At 64.0% G+C, this 12,917-nt stretch carries 13 protein-coding genes, 1 tRNA gene and 1 pseudogene; 3 read left to right on the forward strand and 12 right to left on the reverse strand.

Features of this window, described 5'->3' with window-relative positions:
* The first annotated feature begins 40 nt into the window (after window positions 1–40).
* Both ACT3TS_RS06925 and ACT3TS_RS06930 read left to right on the forward strand, forming a co-directional pair.
* Entirely contained in the window at window positions 41–2,776 is a 2,736-nt protein-coding gene (locus ACT3TS_RS06925) for an ATP-binding protein (protein WP_444530769.1), read from the forward strand.
* A gap of 81 nt (window positions 2,777–2,857) precedes the next feature.
* Window positions 2,858–3,511, forward strand: a complete 654-nt coding sequence (locus ACT3TS_RS06930; protein ID WP_444530770.1) for an NAD(P)H-binding protein — start codon at window positions 2,858–2,860, stop codon at window positions 3,509–3,511.
* A 56-nt stretch (window positions 3,512–3,567) separates the two neighbouring features.
* Here ACT3TS_RS06930 and ACT3TS_RS06935 read toward each other — a convergent pair whose 3' ends face one another.
* The 4 genes from ACT3TS_RS06935 to ACT3TS_RS06950 form a co-directional block, all read right to left on the reverse strand.
* Window positions 3,568–3,924, reverse strand: a complete 357-nt coding sequence (locus tag ACT3TS_RS06935) for a TetR family transcriptional regulator (protein ID WP_444530771.1) — start codon at window positions 3,922–3,924, stop codon at window positions 3,568–3,570.
* Between the two features lie 31 nt (window positions 3,925–3,955).
* Window positions 3,956–4,957, reverse strand: a complete 1,002-nt coding sequence (locus tag ACT3TS_RS06940) for a lysostaphin resistance A-like protein (protein ID WP_444530772.1) — start codon at window positions 4,955–4,957, stop codon at window positions 3,956–3,958.
* A 63-nt stretch (window positions 4,958–5,020) separates the two neighbouring features.
* Complete coding sequence (locus tag ACT3TS_RS06945) at window positions 5,021–5,761, reverse strand: hypothetical protein (RefSeq protein WP_444530773.1); 741 nt, start codon at window positions 5,759–5,761, stop codon at window positions 5,021–5,023.
* A gap of 302 nt (window positions 5,762–6,063) precedes the next feature.
* Window positions 6,064–6,663: a TetR/AcrR family transcriptional regulator gene (locus ACT3TS_RS06950; protein ID WP_444530774.1), complete on the reverse strand. Its 600-nt coding sequence runs from the start codon at window positions 6,661–6,663 to the stop codon at window positions 6,064–6,066.
* A gap of 92 nt (window positions 6,664–6,755) precedes the next feature.
* Here ACT3TS_RS06950 and ACT3TS_RS06955 point away from each other — a divergent pair, with 92 nt between their 5' ends.
* Window positions 6,756–7,505 (forward strand): SDR family NAD(P)-dependent oxidoreductase, encoded by a 750-nt coding sequence (locus ACT3TS_RS06955; RefSeq protein WP_444530775.1) that lies wholly within the window; start codon window positions 6,756–6,758, stop codon window positions 7,503–7,505.
* A gap of 66 nt (window positions 7,506–7,571) precedes the next feature.
* On the opposite strand, the gene ACT3TS_RS06960 is transcribed toward ACT3TS_RS06955, so the two are convergent.
* From ACT3TS_RS06960 to ACT3TS_RS06995, 8 genes and pseudogenes are all read right to left on the reverse strand, one after another.
* Complete coding sequence (locus ACT3TS_RS06960) at window positions 7,572–7,922, reverse strand: MerR family transcriptional regulator (protein ID WP_444530776.1); 351 nt, start codon at window positions 7,920–7,922, stop codon at window positions 7,572–7,574.
* A gap of 68 nt (window positions 7,923–7,990) precedes the next feature.
* Complete coding sequence (locus ACT3TS_RS06965) at window positions 7,991–9,229, reverse strand: glutaminase (protein WP_444530777.1); 1,239 nt, start codon at window positions 9,227–9,229, stop codon at window positions 7,991–7,993.
* Between the two features lie 34 nt (window positions 9,230–9,263).
* Window positions 9,264–9,932 (reverse strand): NADPH-dependent F420 reductase, encoded by a 669-nt coding sequence (locus tag ACT3TS_RS06970; protein ID WP_444530778.1) that lies wholly within the window; start codon window positions 9,930–9,932, stop codon window positions 9,264–9,266.
* Entirely contained in the window at window positions 9,929–10,999 is a 1,071-nt protein-coding gene (locus ACT3TS_RS06975; protein ID WP_444530779.1) for an LLM class flavin-dependent oxidoreductase, read from the reverse strand. Before ACT3TS_RS06975 ends, ACT3TS_RS06970 begins: the two co-directional genes overlap by 4 nt.
* Window positions 11,000–11,013: 14 nt before the next feature.
* Window positions 11,014–11,382 carry a hypothetical protein gene (locus ACT3TS_RS06980; RefSeq protein ID WP_444530780.1) on the reverse strand — a complete coding sequence of 123 codons (369 nt, stop codon included), beginning with the start codon at window positions 11,380–11,382 and terminating at the stop codon, window positions 11,014–11,016.
* A 20-nt stretch (window positions 11,383–11,402) separates the two neighbouring features.
* Window positions 11,403–11,807 (reverse strand): GNAT family N-acetyltransferase, encoded by a 405-nt coding sequence (locus tag ACT3TS_RS06985; protein ID WP_444530781.1) that lies wholly within the window; start codon window positions 11,805–11,807, stop codon window positions 11,403–11,405.
* Between the two features lie 182 nt (window positions 11,808–11,989).
* Window positions 11,990–12,222: pseudogene (locus tag ACT3TS_RS06990) on the reverse strand (ATP-binding cassette domain-containing protein); the annotation flags it as partial.
* 374 nt (window positions 12,223–12,596) lie between these two features.
* Window positions 12,597–12,669, reverse strand: a tRNA-Lys gene (locus ACT3TS_RS06995).
* Between the last annotated feature and the right edge of the window lie 248 nt (window positions 12,670–12,917).

Below are 12,917 nucleotides of genomic sequence, written 5' to 3' on the forward strand. Positions count from 1 at the left end.
TTCGGTTGCGAGAACTGACTATGCGCGATTGGGAGCAGACGTGTCGAAGCTTTTGGGTAGGGGCCAGGAGCGCCGCGAGTTCGAACAGCTGCTGGTCGAGGCGCGAGCCGGACGCAGCGGGGTGCTCGTCGTGCTTGGCGAGGCGGGGATTGGCAAGACGGCACTGCTGGAGCATCTCCGCGATATGGCGATTGCCTCCCGATTCCGCGTGGAGTTTTCGACCGGCGTCGAGTCGGAGACGCAGTTCACATTCGCTGGACTTCATCAGTTCTGCGCTCCGTTCCTCGAGTACATTAACGCCCTGCCCGACCCCCAGCAGACAGCCCTCGGGGTCGCTCTGGGGACACGCAGCGGTCCCCCACCGGACAGGTTCCTCGTCGGACTCGCCACTCTCAACCTGATTGCCGAGGCCGCCGAACAGGGGCCGCTGCTCTGTCTCATTGATGACGCCCAGTGGCTGGACCAGGCTTCTGCTGAAGTTGTGGCATTCGTGGCGCGGCGTCTTGATGCCGAGCGGCTGGCGGTTGTGTTCGGGGTGCGTGATGTCAGCGGCGGTCCGAGCGTCTTCGCTGGCTTGCCGCAGCTGCAGCTGACAGGGCTCGACCTCGCTTCGGCACGGCAGCTGTTGGACATGGCTGTCCGGGCACCACTCGACGACGAGGTGCGCGAACGGATCATCGCAGAGGCGAGGGGCAACCCTCTTGCTCTCCTGGAGCTGCCGACGGACGGTCCGGCTGCTCGGCTTGCGGGCAGATTCGAACTGCCGGATCTATCGGATGTCCCCGGTCGCGTCGAGCGCGGATTCCAACGTCGCTCGAGCGGCTTGCCCGAGGCGACTCAGTTGCTACTGCTCGCCGCCGCGGCCGAACCGACAGGAGACCCGGGTCTGCTATTGCGTGCGACCACCGAACTTGGCGTGGCGGCGGAGTCCACCGCACCGGCAGAAGCCGCCGGACTGATTGAGATCGATTCTCGGGTGAGATTTCGCCACCCTCTGGTGCGCTCAGCCGTGTATCGGGCCGCGGATGCGGCGAGTCGTCGCCGAGTGCATGGCGCATTGGCCGCCGCCACTGACGCCGCCCTCGACCCCGACCGCCGCGCGTGGCATCGAGCTCAGTCCGTGTTGGGGGTTGACGAGGAGGTCGCTGCGGAGCTGGAACGCTCGGCGGAGCGGGCGCGTGCTCGCGGCGGCTATGCCGCTGCTGGCGCATTCCTGCGGCGGTCGACGGAACTCACCCCTGATGGCGCCGATCGAACACGGCGCGCGCTAGAAGCGGCGCAAGCGCTGCACAGGGCCGGCGCATCTGAGCCGGCGTTGGATCTGCTCGCGATCGCTGAGGGTGGATCTCTCGACGCGCCGGCGCGCGCTCGAGTCGAACTGCTGCGCGCCCAGATCGCGTTCCACCTCACTCAGGGTGCAGAGGTGCCGAAAATGCTGGTAGATGCCGCTGCGACGCTTGCTTCATTCGACCCGGCGCTGTCTCGTGAAACGTATCTGCACGCACTGGATGCAGCGATTATCAATGGCCTGCCTGAGGTGGTGATCATTGCCGAGAACGCTCTCGCCGCGCCGGCTGTCGAGCCTCCCCGGCCGGTAGATCTGCTACTTGACGGCCTCGCGGTGACGATTGCGCGCGGAGTCGAGGCGGGCACTCCGAGTTTGAGGGTGGCGTTGGACGCGCTGAGCCAGTCAATCAGCAAGGGCACCGTTCTGGAGGATGGCAGCCAGCCGTGGCTTTGGCTGGCAAGCCGACTTGCGGTCGGAATCCTCGATGAGGAACGAGCTCATCAGCTCGCCGAATACGACGTCGCTTTGTCGCGCAGTACGGGGGCGCTGGCAAGACTGCCCGCCGCATTAGTTTTCCATGCCCACATCTTGACGTTCAGCGGAAAGATCGCCCGTGCGGAAGAGCTGGGCGCCGAGGCCGGGATAATCACTGAAGCGACTGGCGCGTTTCAGCTGCGTCATACCCGAGCGATCCTGGCCGCTTGGCGCGGTGACCGAGCCGTCGTCGCAGAGGAAAATGACCTTACACTCCGTGACGAGCGCATCCCTGAGGGAAGCGGAGAAGCAGCATTGGCACACTATGCAAGCGCCGTGCTTTATAACGGGCTCGGCGAATATTCGCTCGCACAAAGTGCTGCGGCGAAGACGTGTGCCTCTGGCGAGCTTTCGCTCAGCATCATCGGCTTGCCCGAGATGATCGAGGCGTCCGTTCGCGCAGGCGACCAAGAGAGCGCGGCCCGCGCCCTTGAGCGTCTCAGTTCGCGAGTCCGTGCCTCTGGTACGGCATGGGGCCTCGGGCTTGAGGCGCGTTCCCGCGCCTTGACCATCACCGGTGCTGCCGCAGAGGAGTACTATCTTGATGCAATCACGCATCTAAGTGGGTCGAGAACCGCTCGTGAAGCCGCTCGAGCTCATCTGGTTTACGGCGAATGGCTACGGCGGGAAGGGCGCCGTCAGGATGCTCGCGGCCAGCTCCGCACCGCCCACGAACTCCTGACCGAAATGGGCGTCGAGGCTTTCGCCGCCCGAGCCGCCCGTGAGCTGCATGCTACTGGCGAGCATCCACGAAAGCGGACTGCCCGCCGGAGCGACGAACTCACCGCTCAGGAACTGCACATCGCGCGATTGGTGGCCACCGGCGCAACGTCGCGGGAGGTAGGTACGCAGCTGTTCTTGAGCCCACGCACGATCGAATCCCACCTGCGGAACATCTTCCGGAAGCTCGATATCTCGTCCCGCAGACAGCTCAAGGAGCTGCAGCTCGCCTGATGCGAGCGGAACGTCGTGTGGAATCTGTTCACCTTCCTCATTGTTGACGCGATTACGACGGCCAACAGAAGGCGGTAACAGATGCGAGCATTCCTGGTGGGCATCACCGGCGCGGTCGGAGGGCTGCTCGCTCGACGGCTCGACGCGAACGGCGATGGCGTGTTTGGCCTCGTTCGGACAGCGAAACAGCGAGATGCACTCGACGGCCTCGGAATCCGGACCGTCATAGGCGATCTGGCAGCACCAACTGTCGACGAACTCGCCGAGATGTTCACCGGGCACGACGTGATCGTCTACAGCGCAGGCTCCAACGGAGGCCAGCGAGACGTCACGACCGCGATCGACGGCGACGGAGTGGAGCGAGCGTCCGAGGCGGCGCGCATCGCGGGCGTTCGACGCCTCATCCTCGTCTCGGTGCTTCCCGGGTCGTGGCGGGAACGCGACCTCGAACAAGACGTCGAGTACTACTTCGCCGTGAAGAAGCGCGCGGAGGTGTCGCTGACCCGCACCGATCTCGACTGGGTGATCCTCCGGCCATCGCTGCTGACGGACGCACCCGGTCGAGGACGCGTGTCGATGGGACCGGCTGAGCTGCACGATGAGATCAGCCGTGAGGACGTCGCTGCGACACTCGCCGAGATCGTCTACGAGGACCGAATTCGCCGCCAGATCCTCGAGCTCAACACCGGAAGCACGGCGATCCCGGAGGCCGTGCTCGACAACATCCGAATCTGATCACTCCCGGGAGCGCGGCGACTCCTATAACGGCGCTTCAGAAGGCGGTTGCTCGTTCAGCACGTAATCGGCAGCCATTCGCAGCACTTCGAGCTCGGTTGGGAGCAGCGATGTCTCGGCAGGAAGCGCCTGCGCGAGCGAGCCCTCCTTCTGAAGGACCGTGAGGCAGTACTCGATACGACGGAGCAGCTCCCTTTCGCTTGAAGCACGGTGTCGTAGACCAGGATAAGCACCTCGTCCATCAGCTCGCGCTGTGTGGGAAAGTGATGCTGCACGGACCCGGCGCTTACCCCTGCCCGTACAGCGACCGCCCGAACGCTCGGCGTCGTCGCCGAGTCCCCTCCCAGCATCGTCGCCGCGGCCCAGAGGATCTTGTAGCGGCTGCTCGGACCTTCCGGTGGACGAGCTTCCATCTGATGCCTCCCGTTACGCTGTACTAGGTTTTTAGTTTGTCCGCGCGCCAGTCTCTTCTGGCGCCGCAGTTCGCCCTAGCGGAGTATCCATCCCCGAACGAGCGGGGTTCCCCTCGCCGTCCTGGCTGGGCAGGGCGGGTGTTCGGGCCGGTCCGCGGCGCCAAGTGATGATAAACGCCACCACGGTCGTGAGGATAATGACGAGGGCGGGCGCGAGGATCATCGAAATCTCTCCTACGCCCGCGGAGCGATCCACCGCGGCTTGGAAATCTTGGCGCAGCGCAGCTTCCATCATCAAGACAAGCGTGTTGATCCCCGCGTGCAGCACCACGGCGATCTCGATGCCGCCGGTGCGCCAGGTGATCAAAGCGGTCCCGACGGCAAAGATGACGTAGTGGACGTTCAACCACGGGTCGGTCGATAAGTGGATGAACGCGAAAGCCACAGCCGAGACCAGGATGCCGACGACGAGGCCCGACCGTGCTCCGCGCGCCCACCCGCCTGCGACACGGAAGATCAGCCCGCGGAAACCGTACTCCTCACCCGCAGCCTGGAACGGGGTGAGTAGCAGCGTGGCAAGGATGAACAGGAGAACGTTCGTATTCGTCCAGGCGATGCCCTCCGGCACCGACCCCGGCGCCAGGTATTGCACGCCTATGTAGACGAGCCACGCCGGAAGAATGATAACCAGCGCCCGCCCGAAGATGTCGAACCGGAACCACGAGACCACCGAGTGCAGCGACGCCCCCTTCACTCCGTAGAGCCAACGCTGAATCAGCATGCTCCAGGGAATGAGCAACGCGAGCGAGAGCATCCCCGTCGCGTAAATCAGGGGGTTGTTCGCTGCAGGGCCGTCTACGCCCATTGCGGCGTTCACTGCTGCTGCAATGGCCGCAAGGACGAGGCTGAAGAACATCATCCCGCCGATTAGGAGCATGATCGCGAGGATGCCGCGACCGATTCGTCGCTTCTCTCCAGCGAGTACACGGTGGTACTCAACGTCGGGCGGAATTATGTTCGTGCGCTGGTTCATGATGTTGGTTCCTTCCGAATCGAATGAATATTTAGCGGACATGTGGTGGATTGACGTAGGTGCTCAGGTGCCGAAGGCGTCGAGCAGCCAGTGGAACTTCAGTCGGAGCGCACGTTCAGTGGCTGCGAGGCCGGCTCCGAACCCCAGTGCAATGTTGAGCCAGAGCGGGAGGTCCAGCGGCGAGTCGAAATGCCCGAAGTGCTCGGCGACCGGCGGAATCCCAGAGAGAACCTCCAGCAGCTGTACCCCGTTCACCCCCACGCCGACCACAAGCACGACGATCGAGATTGCGCCCAACAGTCGGCTGAGCGCGGGATGATCTCGATCAAAACGGAGCCTGCGGCCGATCGCTGTCTTCGGGTGCGGAATCAGTCGTTGGGCGGCTGCCCCGTCCGGCAGATACTGGGCACGTCGTAGTCCGGCCGATCCCAGGGACACCTCGATCACGCCCCCTTCGACGGGCATGACAGCGGGCAGGGGCGACGCGGCATGGTGCCGACCATCGAGGTACAGGTGGACCATGCCGTCGGACAGGTTCATGTCGTTCTCTCGGGCCTGCTTGCCGGACACTCGGACGTCGACGACGTAGCCAGCACGGCTGCCGTCTGCGTGGACGAGCGGCAGTAGGAGCAGCTTCCGCCCGGAGAGCAGGTGCCACCAGCGAAACGGCTCGAGTGGCCGCCCGTCACCGGCATGCGTACGCTTTGCGCCCTCTCGACGCTGGCGATCGCTCAGCATGTGCTCATTCCTTTCGATCAACCCAATCGCCGATACAGCGTTTTGGTGGATACTTGCCTGCGTCATGCGCATTCCCCTGCGCTCCACACATGGAGTCCACGCTATGTTCCCAGCACATGGTCAAGCTCCAATTCCTCACAAGTCGCGCGCACAAAACACCCCACCGTCGGACCCCGCCCAAGAGCACCCCTCGGGGCTCTCGTAGCTGGACCCGCAAAAGCGGGTGAGTGCGCCACAGACTGCAACTTCAGGTCGGCGCCACCGAAGGCGAGAGCTTCCGGGCGGGGGTTGTGATCAGGCGCGCCAATTACTGCGCCCACGCCCCCTGCTCGACGCAGGCGAGTAGTCAGCGGCAACCTGCCACGCCTTCAGCCCAGCGGCCAGTGCAGGAGTGCCACGTCGACAACGCGCCGCAGGGCGGCACGAGATGCTCCGCCGGCAGCCTGCACTGACACGCCGTCAGCGATCGTCGTGAGGTAGCGAGCGATCATGTCAACATCGGCATCGACGGGTAAATCACCCTCGTCGGCGGCCTGCTGGAATCGCTCCCGCAAGTCAGCCTGACTCTGGGCGCGCCACACCGTAAGGACGCTCTGCACGGACTGCCCGGCAGCCCCAACGGCGAGCGCTGCGCGCACGCCCAGGCACCCGGCGGGTCGGCCCGCCTGAGTGCCGGCGTGCACCGCGCCATCGAGGAACGCCCTGGCAACCTCGCGCGCGGTGGGTTCGCGCACCGACTCCCGCACGTACGCACCCGGTCCACGTTCGTAGCATTCCAGAACTTTGAGGAACAGCTCCTCCTTGTTGCCGAACGCGGCATACATGCTCTTACGGGAAATACCCATGGCCTCGGTGAGCATCGTGAGACTTGCCCCCTCGTAGCCGTGCTCCCAAAATACGATTAGCGCCTTCTCTAGCGCCGCATCCGCATCAAAAGAACGCGGCCGTCCGCGTTTACTCTCTTCCATTACCCCAGACTATCATTTTGACACCGATCGGTGCTGAAGTGCTAGAGTGCTTTATGCACCGATCGGTGCGTAAAGACGGGAGGAGATCCGCTGTGAATAGATTCGAAGGAAAAACCGCAGTTGTCACGGGAGGCGGCACGAACGGCATCGGCCGCGCCACCGCCGCGCGACTGGTGAAAGAGGGTGCGTATGTCTTCATCACGGGACGCCGCGAGAACGAGTTGAACGAGGCCGTCACCGCGATCGGTCGTAACGTCATGGCAGTCCCCGGCGATATCACGAAACACGCTGATCTCGATCGCCTGTACGAGGCGGTCGCTGCCCGCGGTCGGGGCCTGGACATACTGTTTGCGAACGCGGGCATCGCAACCTTCGCGACGATCGACGACCTCACGGAGGATGACCTCAGTCGCGTCTTCAACATCAACGTCACCGGCACCGTCTTCACGGTGCAGAAAGCGATCCCGCTCCTCAACAAGGGTGCATCGGTGATCGTCAACGTCTCCACCTCTGCGGACCGAGGTGCGCCGAGCATGGGTGCCTACGCAGCCTCGAAGGCGGCACTGCGCAGCTTCACGCGGACGTGGGCGAACGAGCTCAAAGACCGAGGCATCCGGGTCAACGCGATCTCGCCGGGCCCGTCCGATACCTCCGGCGTCGCGGAGCTCGTCGGAGCGGAGAATATCGCCGCTTACAACGAGACTTTGGCCGCCACCCTCCCGATCGGACGCACGGCACACCCCGATGAGATGGCGGCCGTCGTAGCCTTCCTCGCATCCTCCGACAGCAGCTTCATGCTGGGCGCAAACGTGCTGGTCGACGGGGGCGTGAACCAAATCTGAGCCGGCGGGTTCGACAACAAGGAGGGTGCCGCTACCGGCGGCCTGCACCTGCAGCGGCGCCCTCGTTCACGCAGGCTCAGCGCCGTCTGCGGGCGTCCGGTGGCGGAGGACCTCCACGATGTCTGCTCGCACGCCCTGCAAGCGCTCGATGCACACTTGGAGTTCGGCGTCGAGGTCGCGCAGCACATGAGGCGCACCTTCCGCTCCGGTGCGAAGATTGCGCATCCGCGACAGCGGTACGCCGAGGCCTGCGAGACGTCGGATGCGCAGGAGGCTCACCAGATGCTGCACCTCGTACTGCTTGTATCCGTTGTCCCGGCGCTCTGGCTCGTCGAGCATTCCCATCCGGTGGTAATGACGAATGGTGTTGACAGTCGTACTTGCCAACTCAGCCAGTTCGCGCGTACTCCACGGCATCTCATGTCCTTCCCACGCTCACGGAGCGTTTGCGAATCAGGCAAGCGCCCTGATCCGGCGCGGCCTCATCAAAACTCCTCGTCGCCGAGATCCGGGGCCGGCATCATCGCCTCCGGATCGACGAATATAACCTCGTGACCGTCCAGGGTGAGTCGGCGCGCGACCTCCAGGAGCATTCGCCCCGCCACGTCATCGATCGAATGCACCAGCGAGACGTCGAGCACCACCCGGGGTTCCGAAGGCGCGCTTTCCAGGACCTCGCGAACAATCCGCTCGGCTCCGGCGAAGCGGATCCCGCCCTGGAACCGAAAGATGCGGGTCATCCCTTCCACGCCGGCGCGGACGCGGTTGGAACGCACCACCGCACGAGCAGCGGGCGGAACCTCCATGACATGCAGTCCCATGTCGGACGAGAAACGTTCGAACAACTTCACGCCGCGAACACTGTTCCCATGCACGTCCAGCCGGGGGGAGAAGGTGGCGATGCCGAGCTGGCCAGGCAGGGCGCCGATCAGCCCTCCGGCCACGCCGCTCTTCGCAGGTATGCCAGCCTGGGTCGCCCAGTCCCCTGCCGCGTCGTACATTCCGCACGTGGCCATGACGCTCAGGACCTGGCGCACCACCGCTGGGTCCACCACTTGCTCGTTCGAGAGCGGATTCACCCCGCGGTTGGCCAGCGTCGCGGCCATCATCGCAAGATCCCGTGTGGTCACGAGTACCGAGCACTGGCGAATGTACCCATCCACCACTGCCCTCGGATCCTCGGTGAGGATGCCGTGGCTGCGAAGCATATGCGCGATGGCGAGGTTGCGGTGCGCACTTGCCATCTCTGAGACGCATACCGTCTCATCGACCCTCAGCCGACGGCCGGCGAACGCCGAAAGCCCCTGAACAACGCGTTCAACGCGCTCGGCGGGATTCAGGCCCTCCGGACCGGCCAGTGAGTGAGTGGTGATCGCACCGGCGTTGATCATCGGATTGCGGGGACGCCCGGTATCGCTTTCGAGGGAGATCTCGTTGAACGCCTCTCCTGATGGCTCGACTCCGACCTTGGCGAGCACCGAGGCGAATCCTCGATCAAAAAGGGCCAATGCATACGTGAACGGCTTTGAGATCGATTGGATCGTGAACTCGACATCACTGTCGCCGGCGCCGTAGACCTCACCATCGACAGTTGCGAAGACCGCACTGAGGCGTTCGGGGTCGGCAGAGGCGAGTTCGGGGATGTACCCTGCCGTCTCCCCAGAGACATCCGCCTCCGCATCTCCAAGCACATCGGTCAGGTAGTCAGGAACGATGGAACGCATTCATCCTCCTCCATAACGGTTCGTCCGCCCGCGATCATGAACGGTCCACAAGCGCGGCCGGGACAGACCCTGCAGTGAGGGCTCGCAGTTCAGCAGCTCCGACGTTGGCTCCGAATGCAGGGGTGCCGGGCTCGAGCAGGCCGCCCGTCGCGAGGTCGCCGATCTTGACGGCGTCGAATCCGAGCGCGTCGATCAACTCCGACACGACGGCAAGATCCTGGAGTGAGTCACCGGTGATCGCAATCGCCTTGCGCCCATGGCTGCCGGCTGGACGAACCTCGTCCTCGAGGTCGTGGTAACCCATATGGTTCAGGGCCTTCACGACACGCGCGTCCGGCAGGACCTGCTGTACGAGCTCGCTCGAAGATTTTCCGGGCGGAACGATTGTGTCACGGGGGCCGTCGACCTCCCACCAGTGGTTCATCGCGTCCAGAACGAGCTTGCCTCGCAGGTCCCGGATCGGGAGACTGCGGTGCTTGCTGAGCGGAAGTGCGAGGATCACCACATCCGCGGCCTTCGCGACCTCTGCCGGCCACCCAGCGGTCGCACCTGGGGTGATGACCTCCGTAGTCAACGCGATCCGCGCGGGGTCGCCGGAGCCGGAGATGAGGACGTGGAAGCCGGCAGCGACGGCGAGACGTGCCAAGGCCGTGCCGGCCTTTCCCGCACCGAGTATCCCGACTGTGGCGATGGGCGCGGTCATCGTGTCCCTCCTACCTTGGCGACGGGCCGTTCTGCCAGCAGCTCACGGACCCGGGGGATGACCTGCGTGCCGTACAGCTCCACCGACCGCATCCGCGCGGATGCGGAGACTGTGCCTGCGGCGGAGTAGATCATGTCGAAGCGGCCCACATCCAGCACCCGGATCGCGTGGGCGATCTTCGTTGCGACAGTCTCGACCGAGCCGACATACAGCGAACCGCGCTCCACGTCGGCGTCGAACTCCCGCGACTGGATCGGCGGCCAGCCGCGCAGGGCGCCGATCCGGTCGCGAGTTTCTTTATATCCGGGATAGAACAGCTCTTTGGCTTCCTCGTCAGTCGCTGCGACGAAGCCGGGCGAGTGCATGCCGACAGAATGCGCGGCCGTGCCGAGCTCCTGGTGCGCACGCCGGTACAGGTCCACATACGGCGCGAAGCGATCTGGGGCGCCGCCGATGATGGCGAGCATGAGCCGGAATCCGTAGTTGGCGGCACGGACCACCGACTGGGGTGATCCGCCGACCCCCACCCAGGTTTTCAGACGTCCCGAGTCTGTCTTCGGGTACACATCCGCGTCGTGCAGGGCGGCACGAACTGTGCCCTCCCAAGTCACCGGCGTCTCGTCCAGGAGCCGGTGGAACAGGTCGATCTTCTCCTCGAACAACACCTCATAGTCCTTCCTGTCGTACCCGAACAGCGGGAACGACTCGGTGAACGATCCTCGCCCGAGGATCACCTCGGCACGACCGTTGGAGAGCGCGTCAACTGTGGCGAACCGTTGGAACACGCGCACGGGATCATCCGAGGACAGCACCGTCACCCCTGATGCGAGTCGGATGCGCTTCGTGGCCGTCGCGATACCTGCCAGTACCGTCTCGGGAGTGGAGATCGCGAACTCCGGCCGGTGATGCTCACCCAGGGCGACCACGTCGATGCCGACCTGATCGGCCAGCACCGCCTCCGCCACCGCGGCGCGGATCGCCTGCGCGTGCGAGACGATCTCCCCGCGGTCATCACGGGGGCGATCACCGAAACTGTCGATACCGAACTCGATCTTCGAAATATCCATAGTGCGTGACTCCTTCAAAGTCCTTGTCTTGTCCGCGCCTGGCGTGGCAGGTGTCTCACGTCGTACTTCAGGTCGAAGCGGGACAGGTGGTTGGTCCGGACGGTGCGCGTCATCTTCTGCGCCACCGTCTCCACGCCGCCGACGTACAACGCCCCCTCGTCAAGCTCCTGCAAATACCGTTCCTTGGTGGGCGGATAGAAGCCTCGTTCCCGGCCAATCTGGGTCACGACCGGCCCCCAGTACGGCCAGTGCAATTCCCTGGCCTGCTCATCGGTCTCGGCGATGAAGCCGATGGACTGCTGCGCGATCGGCATCTCCGGGATTTCGTTGATACGGATGGGCCCGGTTTCGAGCCAGCGCCAGACGTTCGGAACCTGCCCCACGCACCCGCACAGCCCGACGCTCAGGAACGGTCCCGCGAGAGGCGCATGACCAGAGCAATGTCCGCGCGTGTCGGAGTGCGGAACGCTCCTCCGGCCGCGACAAACTCATCGCCGTGTTTGCTGAGGTGGCGCGCGAACAGCGGGCACACAGGCACGACTGTTCGGCCGACGCGAACGCTGTCCGTGAGCGCCTCCTTGAGCAGCTGGGCAGCCAGGCCCCGCCCCGCGAACGCCGCATCCACCTCGGTGTGGAAGAAGATCCGTTCCATAGCTGCTCCCGGAGGGTCGACATACTCCGCCCTGCCGATCGGTGTTCCACCGTCGACAGCCACGGTGTACGCGCTGATCGGGTCAGCGATCTCGACCCCGATCGTGGCGCTCGCGTCGGTGTCGTCCGTCATTCCTGCCGCTATTCCTTCAGTCATTGGATTGCCTTTCCGTTGGGACATTGCCTTCAGCATTTCTTCGGCACGAATCACATATCGTGCTTGAGCAGTGCAACCGTCGCGATAGGCAGGAGGCGTGCAAAATCCGGTGTGCGCCCCTCGGCGGCAGGACGTCGTGCAAGCAGCCGCACCCATGCCACGCCCTCCGGGGCGAGCCTGGTGAGTCCGCCGACCGCGGGGAGGGGGGCGCGTTGATTGGCATGCCTCTTGCCGTTCACGGTGACAGAGCCACCTGATGGGCGATCCAGCCCCACGATCATTCGCATAATGGTGGATTTTTCGGTGCCGTTCGGCCCAAGAGCCCCGTCTTTATTCCGGGACGGACGACGAAGTTGACACTGAATACGGCTGTTTTATTGCCGTACCGCCTGATCAAGGATTTAGCTTCCATCACGAACTGGACTCCATATCTTGGATGTGCTGAGCTGCGGCACCGGGAAGTCATCCGCTTGGTTCCCGCTGTCGCAATTACACAGTGTGTTGTCGGCACATGGTCAAGGCAGCCGAGGAACCGCTGCGATCGCGCGGAAAGGCACCACGATTGACGCTGCGTATTGGAGTGTCTGTGAGGATGTGCCGATCAGGAGGACGATTATGTCGCCTCGGCCGTACGATTTCCTGCGCGTGTGCGGAGCGCCACTGGGGCAGCACCACTATTCGATTCACTTGGAGTCGTGGCAACCACGTCGGAGAATGCAAAATTGTCCAACTTTGAACAAAAAGAACCCCTGGATCGGCTGGATCCAGGGGTTCTTCGTTATTTACAGGTGGGCCCTGCGGGGCTCGAACCCGCGACCCACGGATTAAAAGTCCGATGCTCTACCAACTGAGCTAAAGGCCCGACCTAATGCCAACTGCACAACGATGAATTCATCCCTGCAAAAGTTGACGCATATCAGACTACCGCACGGTCCACACCAGAACGCAATTGCGGCCCGAATTCCGGCCGCTGCCCCTTCCGCTGGTGTCGCAACCGGCCAATTGCCGGCCCAAGAACTGCAGTGGCCAGACCGCCCAGCACCGCAACACAGGCCCCGCCGAAATCCACCGATTCCCGCACGGTGCCCGGCGTCTCTCGACCACGCCGGA

It is taken from the genome of Specibacter sp. AOP5-B1-6 (assembly GCF_052376555.1).
Classification (GTDB): Bacteria; Actinomycetota; Actinomycetes; order Actinomycetales; family Micrococcaceae; genus Specibacter.

Bases quoted from the DNA above. Each gene is read 5' to 3' on its own strand.
- ACT3TS_RS06985 (WP_444530781.1), bottom strand. From the start codon at position 11,807: ATGACTGAAGGAATAGCGGCAGGAATGACGGACGACACCGACGCGAGC.
- ACT3TS_RS06935 (WP_444530771.1), bottom strand. From the start codon at position 3,924: ATGGAAGCTCGTCCACCGGAAGGTCCGAGCAGCCGCTACAAGATCCTC.
- ACT3TS_RS06975 (WP_444530779.1), bottom strand. From the start codon at position 10,999: ATGGATATTTCGAAGATCGAGTTCGGTATCGACAGTTTCGGTGATCGC.
- ACT3TS_RS06940 (WP_444530772.1), bottom strand. From the start codon at position 4,957: ATGAACCAGCGCACGAACATAATTCCGCCCGACGTTGAGTACCACCGT.
- ACT3TS_RS06960 (WP_444530776.1), bottom strand. From the start codon at position 7,922: ATGCCGTGGAGTACGCGCGAACTGGCTGAGTTGGCAAGTACGACTGTC.
- ACT3TS_RS06945 (WP_444530773.1), bottom strand. From the start codon at position 5,761: ATGACGCAGGCAAGTATCCACCAAAACGCTGTATCGGCGATTGGGTTG.
- ACT3TS_RS06970 (WP_444530778.1), bottom strand. From the start codon at position 9,932: ATGACCGCGCCCATCGCCACAGTCGGGATACTCGGTGCGGGAAAGGCC.
- ACT3TS_RS06965 (WP_444530777.1), bottom strand. From the start codon at position 9,229: ATGCGTTCCATCGTTCCTGACTACCTGACCGATGTGCTTGGAGATGCG.
- ACT3TS_RS06950 (WP_444530774.1), bottom strand. From the start codon at position 6,663: ATGGAAGAGAGTAAACGCGGACGGCCGCGTTCTTTTGATGCGGATGCG.
- ACT3TS_RS06930 (WP_444530770.1), top strand. From the start codon at position 2,858: ATGCGAGCATTCCTGGTGGGCATCACCGGCGCGGTCGGAGGGCTGCTC.